The sequence below is a fragment of the Methylobacterium sp. Leaf108 genome (assembly GCF_001423265.1).
Classification (GTDB): Bacteria; Pseudomonadota; Alphaproteobacteria; order Rhizobiales; family Beijerinckiaceae; genus Methylobacterium.
In genome coordinates this window covers 1-17,413 of sequence record NZ_LMND01000023.1, presented here as the reverse complement: position 1 = coordinate 17,413, position 17,413 = coordinate 1, and the positions used below count along the sequence as shown (strand labels likewise).

General features: G+C 69.1%; 19 protein-coding genes and 1 riboswitch. Of the genes, 7 read left to right on the top strand and 12 right to left on the bottom strand.

From position 1 onward, the window contains the following. Nucleotides 1-38 precede the first annotated feature (38 nt). A complete protein-coding gene (locus ASF39_RS11270) occupies nucleotides 39-908 on the top strand; it encodes a hypothetical protein (protein ID WP_056283911.1) in 870 nt (289 codons plus the stop codon). A gap of 59 nt (nucleotides 909-967) precedes the next feature. On the opposite strand, the gene ASF39_RS11265 is transcribed toward ASF39_RS11270, so the two are convergent. From ASF39_RS11265 to map, 12 genes are all read right to left on the bottom strand, one after another. Continuing rightward, nucleotides 968-1,183 carry a hypothetical protein gene (locus ASF39_RS11265; protein ID WP_056283907.1) on the bottom strand — a complete coding sequence of 72 codons (216 nt, stop codon included), beginning with the start codon at nucleotides 1,181-1,183 and terminating at the stop codon, nucleotides 968-970. A gap of 279 nt (nucleotides 1,184-1,462) precedes the next feature. Further along, a complete protein-coding gene (locus tag ASF39_RS11260) occupies nucleotides 1,463-2,113 on the bottom strand; it encodes a thiamine phosphate synthase (RefSeq protein ID WP_056283905.1) in 651 nt (216 codons plus the stop codon). Between the two features lie 10 nt (nucleotides 2,114-2,123). After that, nucleotides 2,124-2,909, bottom strand: coding sequence for a thiazole synthase (locus ASF39_RS11255; protein ID WP_056283902.1), 786 nt, complete (start codon nucleotides 2,907-2,909; stop codon nucleotides 2,124-2,126). Between the two features lie 4 nt (nucleotides 2,910-2,913). Further along, nucleotides 2,914-3,126: a sulfur carrier protein ThiS gene (thiS, locus tag ASF39_RS11250; RefSeq protein ID WP_056283899.1), complete on the bottom strand. Its 213-nt coding sequence runs from the start codon at nucleotides 3,124-3,126 to the stop codon at nucleotides 2,914-2,916. After that, a complete protein-coding gene (thiO, locus tag ASF39_RS11245; protein ID WP_056284400.1) occupies nucleotides 3,123-4,331 on the bottom strand; it encodes a glycine oxidase ThiO in 1,209 nt (402 codons plus the stop codon). Before thiO ends, thiS begins: the two co-directional genes overlap by 4 nt. 83 nt (nucleotides 4,332-4,414) lie before the next feature. Beyond that, nucleotides 4,415-4,545: riboswitch (TPP riboswitch) on the bottom strand. A 27-nt stretch (nucleotides 4,546-4,572) separates the two neighbouring features. Further along, a complete protein-coding gene (locus tag ASF39_RS11240) occupies nucleotides 4,573-5,832 on the bottom strand; it encodes an adenylate/guanylate cyclase domain-containing protein (RefSeq protein ID WP_055885377.1) in 1,260 nt (419 codons plus the stop codon). An 82-nt stretch (nucleotides 5,833-5,914) separates the two neighbouring features. After that, nucleotides 5,915-6,664 (bottom strand): hypothetical protein, encoded by a 750-nt coding sequence (locus tag ASF39_RS11235; protein ID WP_055885375.1) that lies wholly within the window; start codon nucleotides 6,662-6,664, stop codon nucleotides 5,915-5,917. Nucleotides 6,665-6,705: 41 nt separating this feature from the next. Continuing rightward, entirely contained in the window at nucleotides 6,706-7,533 is an 828-nt protein-coding gene (locus ASF39_RS11230; protein WP_056283896.1) for a transglutaminase family protein, read from the bottom strand. A 37-nt stretch (nucleotides 7,534-7,570) separates the two neighbouring features. Continuing rightward, the gene (locus tag ASF39_RS11225) at nucleotides 7,571-8,515 is read right to left on the bottom strand and encodes an alpha-E domain-containing protein (RefSeq protein WP_055885369.1); all 945 of its coding nucleotides are present in this window, start codon (nucleotides 8,513-8,515) and stop codon (nucleotides 7,571-7,573) included. 105 nt (nucleotides 8,516-8,620) lie between these two features. After that, the gene (locus ASF39_RS11220) at nucleotides 8,621-10,060 is read right to left on the bottom strand and encodes a circularly permuted type 2 ATP-grasp protein (protein ID WP_056283894.1); all 1,440 of its coding nucleotides are present in this window, start codon (nucleotides 10,058-10,060) and stop codon (nucleotides 8,621-8,623) included. A 210-nt stretch (nucleotides 10,061-10,270) separates the two neighbouring features. Next, the gene (gene radC / locus ASF39_RS11215; RefSeq protein WP_056283891.1) at nucleotides 10,271-10,990 is read right to left on the bottom strand and encodes a DNA repair protein RadC; all 720 of its coding nucleotides are present in this window, start codon (nucleotides 10,988-10,990) and stop codon (nucleotides 10,271-10,273) included. Between the two features lie 11 nt (nucleotides 10,991-11,001). After that, a complete protein-coding gene (map, locus tag ASF39_RS11210) occupies nucleotides 11,002-11,832 on the bottom strand; it encodes a type I methionyl aminopeptidase (protein ID WP_055885359.1) in 831 nt (276 codons plus the stop codon). A 178-nt stretch (nucleotides 11,833-12,010) separates the two neighbouring features. Between map and ASF39_RS11205 the strand changes: the two genes are divergently transcribed. The 6 genes from ASF39_RS11205 to ASF39_RS11180 form a co-directional block, all read left to right on the top strand. After that, nucleotides 12,011-12,268 (top strand): zinc-finger domain-containing protein, encoded by a 258-nt coding sequence (locus ASF39_RS11205; RefSeq protein ID WP_056283887.1) that lies wholly within the window; start codon nucleotides 12,011-12,013, stop codon nucleotides 12,266-12,268. Between the two features lie 17 nt (nucleotides 12,269-12,285). Next, nucleotides 12,286-13,476: an FAD-dependent monooxygenase gene (locus ASF39_RS11200; RefSeq protein ID WP_056283882.1), complete on the top strand. Its 1,191-nt coding sequence runs from the start codon at nucleotides 12,286-12,288 to the stop codon at nucleotides 13,474-13,476. Nucleotides 13,477-13,902: 426 nt separating this feature from the next. Further along, on the top strand, nucleotides 13,903-14,274 hold the full coding sequence (rpsL, locus tag ASF39_RS11195) for a 30S ribosomal protein S12 (RefSeq protein ID WP_055885344.1): 372 nt from the start codon (nucleotides 13,903-13,905) through the stop codon (nucleotides 14,272-14,274). Between the two features lie 96 nt (nucleotides 14,275-14,370). Next, on the top strand, nucleotides 14,371-14,841 hold the full coding sequence (gene rpsG / locus ASF39_RS11190) for a 30S ribosomal protein S7 (protein ID WP_055885340.1): 471 nt from the start codon (nucleotides 14,371-14,373) through the stop codon (nucleotides 14,839-14,841). 30 nt (nucleotides 14,842-14,871) lie between these two features. Then, nucleotides 14,872-16,947, top strand: coding sequence for an elongation factor G (gene fusA, locus ASF39_RS11185; RefSeq protein ID WP_055885336.1), 2,076 nt, complete (start codon nucleotides 14,872-14,874; stop codon nucleotides 16,945-16,947). A 65-nt stretch (nucleotides 16,948-17,012) separates the two neighbouring features. Continuing rightward, the coding region (locus ASF39_RS11180; protein ID WP_156648467.1) for a GTP-binding protein at nucleotides 17,013-17,413 on the top strand (401 nt) is incomplete at its 3' end.

The following is a 17,413-nucleotide window of genomic DNA, read 5'->3' as shown; positions in this document are numbered from 1 at the left end:
CTTAACGATGGAGACCTGTTTCATCGGGACGGTTTCTCATGACGGATACGGTCGTCGCGGCAAAGCCGCCGTCTGCAACCCCGGCCGGCGCCTCGGCCGAGGCTCTGCTCAAGCAGGCCGTCTCGGGATCGGCCAAGACCCAGCCCGACGCGCCGCCGGTGGTGACCGCCGCCCGTGCCCTGCGGCGCAAGACGTTCGGCTTCGTCGACGCCCGCGCAGCGGCAGTCGGCGGGGCCGCCCTCAGCATCGGCCTGATCCTCGGGGCGGGGGGCACCGCCCTCACCATCCCGCGCGACGCCACGGCCCCGCTGACGCTGTCGGCGATCAAGACCGATCTCGAGGCGGGACGCAGCGAGACCGCTCGCATCGCCACGCAGATCGGCCGGCTGGCCGCCACTGTCGGCCAGTCCGGCGAACGCGCGGCCGAGGACGCCAAGGCGATCCGGGCCGAGGTCTCGCAGCGGATCGCACGGATGGAACAGGCGATCGCCGCGCGCCTCGTCGCATTGACCGACAAACAGGACGTGTCCGACCGCGAGCAGGCCGCTCGCATCGCCAGCCTCGGCGCGGTCATCGACAAGCGCCTCGCGGTCCCCGCCGCCCCGGCGCCGCAACCTGTGGCGCCGCAGGCGGCCAAGGCCGCTCCGGCCGAGCCGGTGCAGACGGGGTCGCTGGCCGATCCCAAGGGGGCGGTCGAGACCAAGCCGAAGACGGCGGCGGCGACGAACTGGGCGGTTCGGGAGGTCTACGACGGCATCGCCGTCCTGGAAGACCGCAAGCGGCGCCTCGTGGAAGTCGCGCGTGGCGACATGGTGCCCGGAGTCGGTCGGGTGGAGACCATCGAGCGTCGCGGCCGCGCTTGGGCCGTCGTGACGAAGGACGGTGTGATCACAGCGCAGGATTGGTAGTCGAACCGCACGGGCCGGCGGACCGACCCGTCCCGACGGGCGGTCCGGATCAAGCTGCCCTAGGAGGTCGAGATCGCCGCCTCGGTCTGTCCGGCGCGCTGGGGAAACTGCATCTCCATCGTCAGCGGATCGGCGAGCGCAGCCGAGCGATCGGCACGGCAACGACCGTGCGTCAGGGCGCGGTCCTGGGCTTCACGGGTCGGGTACAGGATCGCGGCGAGGAGGGCGAAGCCTTCCGTATCGGAGTCGAGGTTCTTGGCATCGAAAACGGGCATTGCGGTCACCGGACCTGTGGGACACCAGGAAGATTTCGAGAACGCGACGACGACACTCAGCGGATAATGGGGAAACCGCTGAAAAGTTCCACATCGTTCGAGAGCTTCACGATTTATTCGTTATTGCAGTGCCCGCAAATGTTCGCGGTGCGAAGACGCACCCACCCGACGATCTTCAGGTCTTCGTTAACGGGTGGTGATTGAAGAAGGCAGCCGGTTCGGATGGCGGTGCCGAGGCCGCCTTCCGGGCTCGGACGGCGCAGACCTCGGGTCGCAGCGTCAGCCTGTCCAGGCACCGAGGTAGCGCGCCGTGGCCGAGCCCGGGTCGTCCGCAGCCATGATGCCGCCCATCACCGCGATGCCGGCCGCACCGGCGCCGCGGCAGCCGGCGACGTGCGCGGGCGCGATGCCTCCCAGGGCGATCACCGGCAGGCCGTAGCCCGACGCCGCCCGGATCGCGTCGACGCCCAGCGCCGGGCCGTAGCCCGGCTTGCTGGCGGTGAGAAAAATCGGGCTCAGGGTCGCGTAATCGGCTCCGGCGGCGGCGGCCCGCCCGATGTCCGACGCGCCATGGGCGGAGACGCCGACGAGGCCGTCGGGCATGGCCCTGCGCGCCGCCGCGATCGCGTCCTGCGTCGCGTCGCCGGGCAGATGGACGCCATCGGCCCCGATCGCCACCGCCGCTGCGGCCTCGCCGCCCAGGGTGAAGGTTCCACCGAAGGCCCGCACTCGGGTCATCACCGCGACGGCCAGCCGGCGCCGCTCGCCGGACGCCATGTCCTTCTCGCGGAACCACAGCCAGCGCGCGCCGCCCTCCAGGGCCGCCTCGACGGTGGCGAGGAGGCGCGCTCCTGCCGGCGCGAGGTCGGAGGGAGAGCGGATCGGCCCCCGGTCCGTCACCACGAGCAGCGGCGACGGCAGCGGCTTCATTCCCGGTGCCTCACGAGCCGACCAGCCCGAGTTGCGGGCTCGACGGCTCGGCCCGGCCGCGGCGCGGGATCCGGCCGGCGCAATGGGCGTCGCGCCCGGCCTCGACGGCCCGGCGCATGGCGCGGGCCATCCGCACGGGATCGTCGGCCTTGGCGACCGCCGTGTTGAGGAGGCAGCCGGCGGCGCCGAGCTCCATGGCGATGACCGCGTCCGAGGCGGTGCCGATGCCGGCATCGACGATGACGGGCACGCCGGCGCGGCGGCAGATGAGTTCGAGGTTGGCCGGGTTGGCGATGCCCATGCCCGACCCGATCAGCGAACCCATCGGCATCACCGCGGCGCAGCCGATGTCCTCGAGCCGCTGGCACAGCACCGGGTCGTCGTTGCAATAGGGCAGGACGGTGAAGCCGTCGTCGACGAGGTGGCGGCAGGCGGCGAGCAGTTCCGCGACGTCCGGGTAGAGGGTCTCGCGGTCGCCGATGACCTCGACCTTGATCCAGGTGGTGTCGAGGGCCTCGCGGGCGAGTTCGGCGGTGAGGATCGCGTCGCGCGCCGTCTCGCAGCCGGCGGTGTTGGGCAGTAAGCGGTAGCCCGCCAGGCGCCGCACCGTGTCGGAGCCGTGCCCCTCGAGCGAGACCCGCCGGATCGAGGCGGTCACCACCTCGGCGCCGGAGGCCTCGACGGCCTGGGTCATGATGGTCTGGGTCGGATAGCCGGCGGTGCCGATGAACAGCCGCGAGGCGAGGCTCACCCCGGCGATCACCAGGGCGTCGTCGGTGTTTATCGATGCGCTCATGGGTTCATCCTCCCTGCATGGCCCGCACGATCTCGACGCGGTCGCCGTCGCCCAGCGGTGTGCGCGCCCACTCGCGGCGGGGCACGACCCGCCCGTTGAGCGCGATGGCCACCCCCTGTGCGCTCTCGATGCCGGCCTCCTCGGCCTCGATCCGGAACAGGGCCTCGAGGTCGGACGCCGCGTGGTCCCGGGGGGTGCCGTTGACCGTGATGGTCATGCCGGAACCCTCATGCCCGGTCGAGGCGCCGCCTCGAAGCGCCCGAGGCCGAAGCCGCGGGCGAAGTCCGGGACCGCACCGGTGTCGACGAGGGCCGTCACCGCGTCGGCGGTGGCCGGGGTCAGGAGGTAGCCGTTGCGGTGGTGCCCGGTGGCGACCACGAGGCCGGGCGCCAGGCGGTCGACGATGGGGGCGTCGTCGTCCGAGGTCGGGCGGTAGCCGCTCCAGACCGCGCCGATCTCCATCTCTTCGATCCCCGGCAGGACGCGGCGGGCGCCTTCGAGCAGGGCATAGAGGCCGCCGACGGTGAGGCCGGCGCGAAAGCCGCAATCCTCCACGGTGGCGCCGACGATGAGGTCGCCGTCGCCCTTGGGCGCTATGTGGACCTGTTCGGTCCAGACCATGTGGGTGAGGGTGCCGGTGCGCGCCGTGGTCTTCACCGCCAGCGCCTGACCCTTGATCGGCCGTACCGGCAGCGCGAGTTCCGGCGGCAGCAGGCCGCGTTCGCCGCTCCAGGCGCCCGAGGCGAGGACCACCGTCCCGGCGGCGATGCGCCCCTGCGCGGTGACGACGCCGCGGACCTGTCCCCCGGCCCAGTCGAGGCTTTGGGCCGGGCAGGGCGCCACCAGGGCGACGCCGGCGGCCCGGCAGGCGCGGATCAGCGCGGCCATCACCTTGCGAGGATCGACCTGGTGGTCGTCCTCGCACAGGATCCCGGCGGTGACGGCGGGGCGCAGCATCGGCTCGCGCTCGCGCACCTCCAGGCCGGAGAGCCAGCGCGCCCGGATGCCGGAGCGTGTCTGCAGGTCGTGGCGGAAGCGCAGGCGCTCGACCTCGTCGCGGCCGATGGCGAGAACGAGGGTGCCTTGCGTGCGGTAGTCGATGTCGATCCCGGACGCCGCCTCCAGGTCATCGCGAAACGCCGGCCAGCGCGCGAGGCTGTCGAGGGCGAGCGGCAGCAGCGGATCGGACCCGGGCTCGTGCTCGGCGGCGGGCGCCAGCATGCCGGTGGCAGCCAGGCTCGCGCCGGCGCCGACCTCGGATCGCTCCAGCACCGTCACGGACCGCCCCGCGTCGGCGAGCCGCCAGGCGATGGACAGGCCGACGACGCCGGCCCCGACCACGATGACGTCGGTGCTCTGCGGTAGGCTGACGCCCGGCCAGGATTCCCCGGTCGGTCTGCGTGATCCGATGATGGTCGCCAGGTCCGCCACAACTCTCTCCGCATCGACCGGCGGAGACTGGTGTCCTGTCGCTCGCGTCTCGGCGAGCGAGCCGGGCCGTTGTCGCGGGGCCCGCGGTCCAATCCCTACGCCGGTATGAGCCGGTTCAGGTTCGAAGGATTTCCGCGCCGCCCGTCCGCGAAGGACGGGCTCATCGGTGTCTCAGCCCCTTGTCGGGGATCTCCCTGGAACGACCCTGATGTGGTCCCGCCGCGCGTCGTGGTCAATCCCCTCGGGCCGAAAGCGGCCGGGCCGGGCGATAGACCGCCATCGGTTCGGGAAATCCGTCCAGGGCATGAAGACCGAGGGGTTCCGGGTCGCCCCAGAGGAAGTCGACGAAGGGCTTCGACATCAGGAGCGGCTCCCCGAGCAGCCGGTTGAGCTTGGCCAGCCGGCTGGCGAGGTTCACGTCGCGACCGATCACCGTGAAGTCGAGCCGGGCGCCCGAGCCGACGTTGCCATAGGCCGCCTCGCCGTGGTGCAGGGCGATGCCGGCCGCCACCGGGGTGGCGAATCGGCCGAGGCCGTTGGCCTCGTCGAGGGCCGACAGGGCGCTCTGGGCCGCCATGAGGGCGCCCTTGGCCGCACTGCCGAGGTCGTCGCCGGGCTCGCGGAAGATCGCCAGAAGGCCGTCGCCGAGGTACTTCAGGACTTCGCCGCCCTCCCGCTCGATGGCCGGGACGAGGCAATCGAAAAAGATGTTGAGGAGCGTCACCGCCTCCTCGGGCGTCATGTCGGCGGAGATGCGGGTGTAGTCGCGCATGTCGGCGAACAGGATCGCGGAGCGGATGCGGCGCACCTGGCCCCGGCGGATGTCCCCGGCAAGGATGGCGGTATGAGGCTCGTCGCCGACGTAGATGCGCAGCACCTGGTCGAGGGTCTTGTTGACGATCCGCATCTCCATCACCGCCGCCAGGGTCGGCATGACGAAGCGCAGGATCGCGATGTCCTCGTCGCGAAACCCCTCCGGCGCGCGGGTGGCGAAGGTGATGCCGTTGCGGGTGCCGTTGGTGAAGAACAGCGGCGCGACGATGTAGTGGGTGTAGCCGTCCGCCTTCAGTTCGGGGAGGACTGCGTAGCGGTCCTCGGGCGTTTCGGCGAGGTCGAGGACGAGCCATTCGCCGGTCTCGTGGACCGTCAGGAACGGGCTCTCGCGATAGGCCTTGTCGGAGGCCTCGCCGTGCGGGAACAGCCGCACCGACGGGCCGTCCTTGCGGGTCCAGTAGCGGCCGATCCCGGAATACTCCGAATGCAGGGTATCGATCGCGGTGGTGGCCCGGTCGATGGGCACGTCGAGGTCGATCAGCCGCTCGGACAGCCCCGCCAGGAGGTCGTCGGCCTTGGGCAGGCGCGCGCCTTCGCTAAGCAGCCAGTCGCGCAGGGCGACGCATGCCTGCAGCGCCCCGAAGGGAACGTCGTTGGCCTCGGACCCGTCCGCATCGGCGGTCGGCGGCGGCGGTTGGGGCGGGCCACGATCCAGCATACGGCCTAGGTGGTTGTCGCCCCCCGGCGAGGCAACCGGGAAATCGGCGTTTCCCGTGGCGGGAAAACCTTGTGCGTCCGGCCTACCGCCCCGACGGGCCGTAGGGGGGGCGCGGGATCGCGCGATGGGCGGCGCGCAGGGCCGCCGACCAGCGCTCGCGCAGGTCGTGGAAATAGCTCTCGCCGGCCTCGATCCGGTAGTTCACCTCGGTGTCGAGGGAGCCCGAGCGCGAGACCGCGATGTCGATGGGCAACCCCACCCCGAGGTTGGAGCGCATGGTCGAATCCATCGAGACCAGGCCGACCTTGAGGGCGTCGTAGAGGTCGGTCTCGTATTTCACGGCCCGGTCGAGGATCGGCTTGCCGTACTTGTGCTCGCCCACCTGCAGGAACGGCGCGTCGCGGCTGCACTCGATGAAGTTGCCGGCCGAGTAGATCATGAACAACCGCATCGGCTCTGCGCCGATCTGGCCGCCGAACAGGAAGGACACGTCCATCCGCAGGTTGGCCGATTCGAACCCCTCGCGCTCGATCGCCCGCACCCGGCGGATCGCCCGCCCCACGAGCTGGGCCGCCTTGAACATGGTCGGCTGCTGCAGGATGGTCTGGGGCGCCTCGCTCTCCTTGTCGTCGACGCCCTCGGCGAGCATGCTCAGCACCGACTGGGTGATGGAGAGGTTGCCGGCCGAGGCCAGCATCATCACGCGCTCGCCCGGCACGTTGAAGTGGTGGAGCTTGCGATAGGTCGAGATGTTGTCGAGCCCCGCGTTGGTGCGGGTATCGGCGATCATCACGAGCCCGTCCTCGACGAGGAGCCCGACGCAGTAGGTCACGGTCCGGTTTTCCCCTCAAACGCTCCGGCGCGATACCGGAATCAGGACTGGACGGAAGCCTGTGCCTGCTCGACGCGCAAGGTCACGGCGAGCGTTTCCGTCCCGCCACCCATGCGGCTGCCGCGGATCGGGGCCGCGCCCAGGTAATCGAGACCGATCGCGACGCGGATGTGCGCCTCGGTTGTGGCGATGCCGTTGGCCGGGTCGAACCCGACCCAGCCGAGATCCGGCACCAGGGCCTCGACCCAGCCGTGGCCGGCCTCCTGGTCGACGACGCCGTCACCCCGGTGGAAGTATCCCGAGACGTAGCGGGCCGGGATCTCCAGGAACCGGGCCGCGGCGATGAAGATGTGGGCATGGTCCTGGCAGACGCCCTTGCCGGCTTCGAACGACCGGGCCGCGGTGGTGCTGGCACTGGCCGGTCCCGGCGTATAGGCGACGGTCTCGTTCACGGCCGCCATCAGGCGATGGAGCTGCGACAGGGGCGTCGGATCGCCGTCGGCGGCCACGGTCCTGGCGAAGGCCTGGATCTCGGGGTTGGCCATCGCGAGATCGGAGTCACGCAGGTAGAACACGTTGGGCAGGCGCTCGATCGTGCCGCGGACGATGCCGTGCATCTCGTTGGTGTCGACCTCGCCGGTGACCCGGATGGTGAGGGCATCGGCGGGATCGTCGGCCGTGAACCAATGGACGATGTTGCCGAAGCCGTCCTCGCGCTCGCTGATGCGGCCATCCACCGACGGCTCGATGCGCCAGCGGCGCACGTACTGCCCGTCGTGGTCGCGCGGCCGCAGCCGGAGCACCTGGATCAGTCCGCGGGCCGGCTGCTCATAGGTGTACTGGGTCTCGTGGAAGACGCGGATGCGCATGCGGGAACCTTGGTCGCGCGGGCTTCAGGCCTCGACCCTACACCAGATATTGCTCGATGACCGCCGCGCCGAGGCGATTGTTCTCGGCGATGAAGGCCGTGACGAACTCGTGCAGGCCGGAATTGAACACCCGCTCGATGTTCTCGCCTTCGAGCCGGGCGAGGGTGTTGCTGGCCAGGCGCTGGCTGGCCCCGCGCCGGCCGTAGGCGTCGGCGACGAGATCGAGGTGCTCCACGAGCATGCCGTAGCAATTGGCGAGGGATCGCGGCATCTGCCGGTTGAGGATCAGGAGGTCGGCCACCAGCAGCGGCTTGACGCTCTCGCGGTAGACCCAATGGTAGGCGTTGAAGGCCGAGACCTCGCGCAGGATCGTGGTCCACTGGAAGTAGTCGAGGCTGCCGCCGACCCGCTCGGTGTCCGGCAGGAGGATGCGGTACTTCACGTCGAGGATGCGGGCGGTGTTGTCGGCGCGCTCGATGGCGGTGCCCAGGCGCGTGAACCAATAGGCGTCGTTGCGCAGCATGGTCCGATAGGCCGAGCCGTCGAAGGCCAGCGAGACACCCTTCACCCAGTCGAGGAAGTGCGAGAACTCCTCGCGGTTGAGGTCGCGGCCTTCGTAGTTGCGCAGCTCGAGCCAGGCGCCGTTGATCGCGTCCCACATCTCGGAGGTCAGCGCGGTGCGGACGCTGCGGGCGTTCTCGCGGGCGGTCTCGATGCAGGAGCGGATCGAGGACGGGTTGTGCGGACTGAAGGCCAGGAAGTTGCAGACCGTGGCCTCGTTCACCCCGCCGTAGAGTGGCTTGAACACCTCCGGGTCGCCGGCCGAGGCCAGCGCCGAGGCCCACTCGTTGGTCTCGCCGCCGCCGTAGCTCGAGGGCAGGGCGGCGAGGCGATGCGCGGCGTCCAGGATGCGGGCGACGAACTCCGCCCGCTCGACGTAGCGCGAGAGCCAATACAGGTTATCGGCGGTCCGGGAGAGCATGGGTGTCCTGAAGCGGGCCGGCGCGGAGGGTGGCCGGAGTCTGGAGTGGACTGCCTCGCCGGGAGGCAGCCGATGGCGTCGTGTGCGCCCGTGGGGCGGTGTCGGTCAGGCGTCGAGCACCCAGGTATCCTTGGTGCCGCCGCCCTGGCTGGAGTTGACCACGAGGGAGCCCTCCTTCAGCGCGACGCGGGTGAGGCCGCCCGGCACGATGCGGATCTCGTCGGCGCCGCATAGCACGAAGGGGCGCAGGTCGACGTGGCGGGGGGCGACGCCGGAGGCCACGAAGGTCGGGCAGGTCGACAGCGCCAGGGTCGGCTGGGCGATGAAGCCGTCCGGCGCGTGCCGCAGCTTCTTTCCGAAATCCTCGATCTCGCGCTTGGTGGCATGGGGGCCGACCAGCATGCCGTAGCCGCCCGAGCCGTTGACCTCCTTCACCACCAGTTCGGCGAGGTTGTCCATGACGTAGGCGAAGGCCTCCTTCTCGCGGCAGCGATAGGTCGGCACGTTGTGCAGGATCGGTTCCTCGCCGGTGAAGAATTTGATGATGTCCGGCATGTAGCTGTAGACCGCCTTGTCGTCGGCGATGCCGGTGCCGACCGCGTTGGCCAGCGTCACTGTCCCGCGCTCGTAGGCGTTCATCAGGCCGGGCACGCCCAACACCGAATCGGGGCGGAACACCAGCGGGTCGAGGAAGTCGTCGTCGAGGCGGCGGTAGATCACGTCGACCCGGCGCGGCCCCTCGGTGGTGCGCATGTAGACGACGTCGTCCTTGGTGAAGAGGTCGGAGGCCTCCACGAGGTCGACGCCGAGCTTGTCGGCCAGGAACGAGTGTTCGTAGAAGGCCGAATTGTAGCGCCCCGGGGTGAGCAGCACCACGGTGGGGTCGCGGGTCGCGGTCGATGGCGCGAGGCTGTTCAGGGTCGCGAGCAGGGCGTCGGGATAGTTCTCTACCGGCGCCACGCGATGGCGCGAGAACAGCTCCGGAAAGAGGCGCAGCATCACCTCGCGGTTCTCGAGCATGTAGGAGACGCCGGACGGGGTGCGGGCGTTGTCCTCGAGCACGAAGAAGTCGTTCTCGCCGGTCCGCACGATGTCGATGCCGGCGATCTGGACGTAGAGGTCGTGCGGGACCGAGAAGGCGCGCATCTCCATCCTGTAGTGCGGGTTGCGGTAGACGAGGTCGGCCGGGATGATGCCGGCCTTGATGCATTCCTGGGCGCTGTAGATGTCCTTCAGGAAGGCGTTCATGGCGGTGACGCGCTGCTTGAGACCGCGCTCCAGGAAGCCCCACTCCGGCTTGGTGATCACCCGCGGGATGATGTCGAACGGGATCAGCCGCTCGGTGGATTCGTTGGCGCCGTAGACCGCGAAGGTGATGCCGATGCGCCGGAACAGCAGTTCGGCCTGGCTGCGGCGGGTGTTGAAATGCTCCGGCGGCGTCGTCTCGAGCCAGGACTTGAGGCTGCCATAGGCTTCGCGCACCGCCGCTGGGCTCATGCCGTCCACGGCAAAGCCGTTCATCTCGTCGTACGCGTTGAGCGCCATTCGCGCCTCCCCTTGATCGCCCGCTTCGTCGCAAGAGGCGCGCCATCCGAGGGCGGCGGCCGGTGCGCGACGCCGCCGGAGAAGGGCCGGCGGTACGGTTGGTTTCATCCTAGCCGAGCGCCCGCCGGGCGCCACCACAACCTGTCCCGCCGAGGATGAACCCGGCCCGGGCCGCCGCGTTCCGGCGACCCGGCCGGGGCCACGGGATTGTCAGATCAGCTTGAGACCCTTGAGGCTGGCATGGCCATCTCGCCCGAGGATGACGTGGTCGTGGACGACGATGCCGAGGGGATCGAGCACGGCGACGATCTCGCGGGTCATGCGGATGTCGGCCGCCGACGGCGTCGGATCGCCGGAGGGATGGTTGTGGGCGAGGATGATGGCGGTGGCGGAGAGCTCCAGCGCCCGCCGCGCCACTTCGCGGGGATAGACCGGGGTGTGGTCGACGGTGCCGCGACCCTGGACCTCGTCGGCGATGAGATGGTTGCGCCTGTCGAGGAAGAGCACGCGGAACTGCTCGCGGGGCGCGAAGGCCATGGTCGCCCGGCAGTATTCGATCAAGGCGGCCCACGACGACAGCAGCGGCCGGGCCGCGATGGCCCCGCGCGCGAGACGGTGGCCCGCCGCCTCGATGAGCTTGAGGTCGGCCACGACGCCGGCGCTGACGCCCTCGATCTCGGACAGCCGCGCCGGTTCGGCGCTCACCACCTCGGCGAAGCTGCCGAAACGCCGGATCAGCGCCTTGGCCAGCGGCTTCACGTCCCGCCGCGGAATGGCGCGAAAAAGGGCGAGCTCCAGGAGTTCGTAATCGGGCAGCGCATCCGCCCCGGCCTGCGCGAAGCGGGCGCGCAGGCGTTCGCGGTGGCCGAGGTAATGCTGCGGGTCCTCGGCGGCGGGGGCATCGCGGCCGGAGGGCAGGCCGGGCTTCATCGCCACCCGCCTCAGGCGCCGATGTCGACCGGCTTGTGCATCCCCGTGGGCGACAGGGTGAAGATCTCGGCCCCGGTTTCGGTCACCGCGATCGTGTGCTCGAACTGGGCCGACAGCGACCTGTCCCGCGTCACGGCCGTCCAGCCGTCGGAGAGGATCTTCACCGCGGGCCGTCCGAGGTTGATCATCGGCTCGATGGTGAAGAACTGTCCCGGCCGCAGGGTCACGTCGTAGCTCGGCTCGACGTAATGGAGGATGGTCGGCGCGTCGTGGTAGCTGCGACCGAGGCCGTGGCCGCAGAAATCGCGCACCACCGAGCAGCGTTCGGCCTCCGCGAAGGTCTGGATCGCCCGGCCGATGTCGCTGGTGGTGCCGCCCGGCTTGATCGCCGCGATGCCGCGCATGAGCGATTCGTAGGTGATCTCGACGAGGCGCGCGGCCTTGCGCGGCACCTCGCCGACGTAGGCCATCCGGCTCGAATCGCCGTGCCAGCCGTCGAGGATCAGGCAGATGTCGAGGTTGACGATGTCGCCCTCGCGCAGGGGCTTGTCGTTGGGGATGCCGTGACACACCACGTGGTTGATCGAGGTGCAGATCGACTTCGGATAGCCGCGGTAGAGCAGCGAGGCCGGGTAGGCGCCGTGGTCCATCGCGAAGGTGTAGGCCAGCCTGTCGAGGGCCTCCGTGGTCACCCCTGGCACCGTCGCCTCCATCAGGAGGTCGAGGGCCTCGGCCGTGAGCCGGCCCGCGCGGCGCATGCCGGCAAAGCCGTCGGGACCGTAGATCGGCGGTTCGGGTACGCGCCGGCCGGTCTCGGCCTTCGCTTGATCCTGCTGCATCATGGATGTTCGAACGTCTTCAAGGGCGGCGGCGCGTCAGGACGGCACTGTAGGATGCGCCGATCCCGGCGCCAACCCGCCTGCGGGCTAGGATTGACCGATCCGAGCGGGTAGAGCGGTGGCGACCGGGGCTCCGCGAGCGGACCCTCGCACGGGCAGGACACACGGGCAGGACGGCGCGATGGCTGACGCAGGCAGACCGCATTTCCACAACGACCCCGGCGTGGCGGTCGTCCATGTCGGCGTGCACGAATTCATGTGCATCGGCGCCAAGCCGCCCTTCGACCATCCGCACGTCTTCCTCGACATGGGCGCGGACCACGAGATCATCTGCCAGTACTGCTCGACGCTGTACCGGTTCCGTGCCGGCCTCAAGGCCGACCAGGCCGATCCCGCCGCCTGCGTCTGGGACGACAGGGCGACCGCGGCCATCGGCTAGGGACCGCGATCTCCCCCGTGACCACCCGTACCATCGCCATCGTCGGAGCCGGCATCGGCGGCCTCACCGCGGCCCTCGCCCTCGACGCCGAAGGCCATTCGGTGACGCTGATCGAGCGGCGAACCGGGTTCAGCGAGGTCGGGGCCGGCCTGCAGCTGTCGCCCAACGCCAGCCGCGTGCTCGCCGACCTCGGCCTGTCCGCCGCCCTGCGCCGGGCCGCCGATCTGCCGCCGCAGGTGACGGTGCGCGACCTGGCGAGCGCCCGCACGCTCGGCGGCGTCCTGCTCGGGGCCTCGCTGAAGGAGCGGTTCGGCGCACCCTACTACGTCATCCACCGGGCCGACCTGCAGACGCTGCTCCTCGATGCGGTGCGCAGCCGCGCCGGCATCCGGTTGATGGTGGGGCGCGAGGTCACCGCCATCGCCGAGACCGACACCAGCGTCACCCTCACCCTGGAGAGCGGGCACGGAAGCCGTACCGATACGTTCGAGGCCGATCTCGCCATCGGCGCCGACGGGGTACGCTCGCGCCTGCGCCAGCACCTCGACGCCAGGCCCCTGCAGGCCTGCGGCCAGGCGGCCTGGCGCGCGCTCGTTCCGCGCGAGGCCGCCCCGGAGGAGTTCCAGTCCGACGAAACGGGCCTGTGGCTCGGCCGCGGCCACCACGTGGTGCATTATCCGATCGGGCGCGGCCAGCAGATCAACATCGTTGCGGTGATCCCCGAGAAGCTAGGCAGCGAAGGCTGGGGGCGACTCGGCGAACCCGCAGTCCTGCGTGCCCGGCTGCACGGGGCCGCCCCACCCCTGGCCGCATTGCTCGCCATCCCCGATTCCTGGCTCGTCTGGTCCCTCGTCGACCGACCGGCGGCAAGGCCCCTGGCGAGGGGCCGCATCGCGCTCCTGGGCGACGCGGCCCATCCCATCCTGCCGTTCCTGGCCCAGGGCGCCGCCCTCGCCATCGAGGACGCCGCGGTCATCGCCCGCACGCTCCGCCAGGCCGAGGTTCCGGCCGCCCTCGATGCATACGCCCGCGAGCGCGGCGCCAGGGTCCGCAGAGTGCGCGATGCCGCCCGTGGCAACGGCCGAACTTATCATGCCGGCGGCCTCACGCGGCTCGCCCGAAACGCCGTGATGAGCCGCATGACCCCGGCGCGCCTCACGGAACGCTATGCATGGCTCTACGGATGGACGCCCGACGGCCGGCCGTGACGCAACGCCGATGTCGAAGCCGATCGCCTTTCCGGATCGGCCGAAAGTAAGGCGGCCGCGATGCCGGTCATCGTCCGATAACCTCGCTCTGCCAGTGTCCGCGGTCACACTTCGCGGTTGACGCGCGGCGAATCCCCCTCTAACAGACCCTCACTGAACGGCTGGCCGTAGGCGGTAGCCGATCGAAGTGCTTTCTCAAAAGCCCTGATCCAGACCGCCTAAACGCGACCGACATTCAAACGACGAACACGTGTCAGCTTGGCATGACCGCGGATCGGTATCCGTGATCCTCTGCTTGCAACGGCGCGCCAAAGGCTGATCGCAGCCTGGGGCGCGGTTTTGCGTTTCGCCGCATCCCTGCGGCAGACGGCACGAGATGGAAGATTCGACGGTCGCCACGAGGCGATGCGTTGCGAGAGGATTGGCATGCCGACGATCAACCAGCTGATCGCCCAGCCGCGCAAGGCGCAGAAGGCCCGTAACAAGGTTCCGGCCCTCGACGCCTGCCCGCAGAAGCGTGGCGTCTGCACCCGCGTCTACACGACGACCCCGAAGAAGCCGAACTCGGCGCTCCGTAAGGTCGCCAAGGTTCGTCTGACCAACGGCTTCGAGGTCATCGGCTACATCCCGGGCGAAGGCCATAACCTTCAGGAGCACTCCGTGGTGATGATCCGCGGCGGCCGCGTGAAGGATCTTCCGGGTGTGCGCTATCACATCCTGCGCGGCGTGCTCGACACGCAGGGCGTCAAGGGCCGCAAGCAGCGTCGTTCGAAGTACGGCGCCAAGCGTCCCAAGTAAGACTTTCGCGCACCCCCTAAGGATGTCGCCGGCCCTGAAGGCTGAGGCGGCCTGCGCGGGGTGGTTCCAAGACCTTAGACCGATACGGAGCGAGCGATGTCCCGCCGCCATTCTGCCGAAAAGCGCGAAATCATCCCGGACGCCAAGTACGGCGACATCGTCCTGACCAAGTTCATGAATTCGATCATGTACGAGGGCAAGAAGTCGATCGCCGAAGGCATCGTGTACGGCGCGTTCGACATCGTCGAGAACCGCTCCCGCACGAACCCGATCGAGGTGTTCCGGGCCGCCCTCGAGAACGTCGCTCCGGCGATCGAAGTGCGTTCGCGCCGCGTCGGTGGCGCCACCTACCAGGTGCCCGTCGAAGTCCGGACCGAGCGCCGCCAGGCGCTGGCCATCCGTTGGCTGATCCAGGCCGCCCGTTCGCGCAACGATCGCACCATGGTCGAGCGCCTGTCGGCCGAACTCCTCGATGCCGCCAACAACCGTGGCAACGCGGTCAAGAAGCGGGAAGACACCCACCGGATGGCGGAAGCCAACCGCGCCTTCTCGCACTACCGCTGGTAAGCGGCCCCGGACCCTTTCAGGAGCAATCCGATGCCCCGCACGCACGCGATCGAGGACTACCGCAACTTCGGTATCATGGCGCACATCGACGCCGGCAAGACCACGACCACCGAGCGGATCCTCTACTACACCGGCAAGTCCCATAAGATCGGCGAAGTCCACGACGGCGCCGCGACCATGGACTGGATGACGCAGGAGCAGGAGCGTGGCATCACGATCACCTCCGCCGCGACCACCTGCTTCTGGCGCGACAAGCGCCTGAACATCATCGACACCCCCGGCCACGTCGACTTCACCATCGAAGTCGAGCGCAGCTTGCGCGTGCTCGATGGCGCGGTCTGCGTGCTCGACGGCAACCAGGGCGTCGAGCCCCAGACCGAGACCGTCTGGCGCCAGGCCGACAAGTACGATGTGCCGCGTGTCGTGTTCGTCAACAAGATGGACAAGGTCGGTGCCGACTTCTTCAAGTGCGTCGCCGACATCATCGACCGCGTCGCCGGCAAGCCGGTGTGCCTGCAGCTGCCGATCGGTTCGGAGACGAGCTTCAAGGGCGTCATCGACCTCATCAAGATGAAGGCGATCGTCTGGACCTCCGAGAAGCTCGGTGCGGATTTCGCGGAAGCCGAAATCCCGGCCGACCTCGTCGATCAGGCTGCGGAATACCGCATCAAGCTCGTCGAGGCCTGCGTCGAGATGGATGACGACGCCATGTCGGCCTACCTCGACGGTGTCGAGCCGGACGCCGAGACGATGCATCGCCTGGTCCGCACCGCCGTGCAGCGCCGCGCGTTCCATCCCGTGCTATGTGGCTCGGCCTTCAAGAACAAGGGCGTCCAGCCGCTGCTCGACGCGGTCGTCGAGTACCTTCCGTCTCCCGCCGACCGCGGCGAGATCAAGGGCCTCGACTTCAAGACCGAGGAAGAGATCGTCCGGCATCCGTCCGACAGCGATCCCTTCTCCATGCTCGCCTTCAAGATCATGGACGATCCCCACGTCGGCACGATCACGTTCTGCCGCGTCTACTCGGGCAAGATCGAGTCGGGCGCGAACGTCATCAACTCGTCGCGCGACAAGAAGGAGCGTGTCGGCCGCATGCTTCTCATGCACGCCAACAACCGCGAGGACGTCAAGGAAGCCTTCACGGGCGACATCGTGGCGCTGGCCGGCCTCAAGGACACCCGCACTGGCGACACCCTGTGCGATCCCCAGAAGGCCGTGATCCTCGAGAAGATGGAATTCCCCGAGCCGGTGATCGAGATCGCCGTCGAGCCGAAGTCGAAGGCCGATCAGGAGAAGCTCGGCATCGCCCTGGCCAAGCTCGCCGCCGAAGACCCGTCCTTCCGGGTCTCGACGGACCAGGAGTCGGGCCAAACCATCCTTCGCGGGATGGGCGAGCTCCACCTCGACATCAAGGTCGACATCCTGCGCCGCACCTACATGGTCGACGCCAACATCGGTGCGCCCCAGGTCGCCTACCGCGAGAAGCTGACCAAGCGGACCGAGATCGACTACACCCACAAGAAGCAGACCGGCGGTACAGGCCAGTTCGCGCGGGTGAAGTTCGTCGTCGAGCCGAACGAGCCGGGCAAGGGCTTCGAGTTCTCCTCGAAGATCATCGGCGGCACGGTGCCCAAGGAGTACATCCCGGGCGTCGAAAAGGGCCTGAATTCGGTCCTGGGTGCCGGCATCCTCGCCGGCTTCCCGGTGGTCGACATCAAGGTCGAGCTCGTCGATGGGGCCTACCACGATGTCGACTCCTCGGCGCTCGCCTTCGAGATCGCTTCCCGTGCGGCCCTGCGCGAGGCGCTCCAGAAGGGTGGCTCGGTGCTGCTCGAGCCGGTGATGAAGGTCGAGGTCGTCTCCCCGGAGGAGTACACCGGTTCGGTGATCGGCGATCTCAACTCTCGCCGTGGCCAGATCCAGGGCCAGGACATGCGCGGCAACGCGAACGTCATCAACGCGATGGTGCCGCTCGCCAACATGTTCGGCTACGTGAACCAGCTCCGCTCGTTCTCGCAGGGCAGAGCCAACTTCACGATGCAGTTCGACCATTACGAAGAGGTGCCGCGCGGCGAGGCCGAGAAGGTCGTCGCGAAGTACGCTTAAGGCTTCCCGCCTTTTCCGGACCGCTGCAGCATCACCCGAAACACCTGAGATAGACGGAGGCTACGATGGCCAAAGAGAAGTTTGCTCGCACGAAGCCGCATTGCAACATCGGCACGATCGGTCACGTGGACCACGGCAAGACGTCGCTGACGGCGGCGATCACGAAGGTCCTGGCCGAGTCGGGCGGGGCGACGTTCACGGCCTACGACCAGATCGACAAGGCGCCCGAGGAGAAGGCGCGCGGCATCACGATCTCGACGGCCCACGTCGAGTACGAGACCGCCAACCGGCACTACGCCCACGTCGATTGCCCCGGCCACGCGGATTACGTGAAGAACATGATCACGGGTGCGGCGCAGATGGACGGCGCCATCCTGGTGGTATCGGCGGCCGACGGCCCGATGCCCCAGACCCGCGAGCACATCCTGCTCGCCCGCCAGGTCGGCGTGCCCGCACTCGTGGTGTT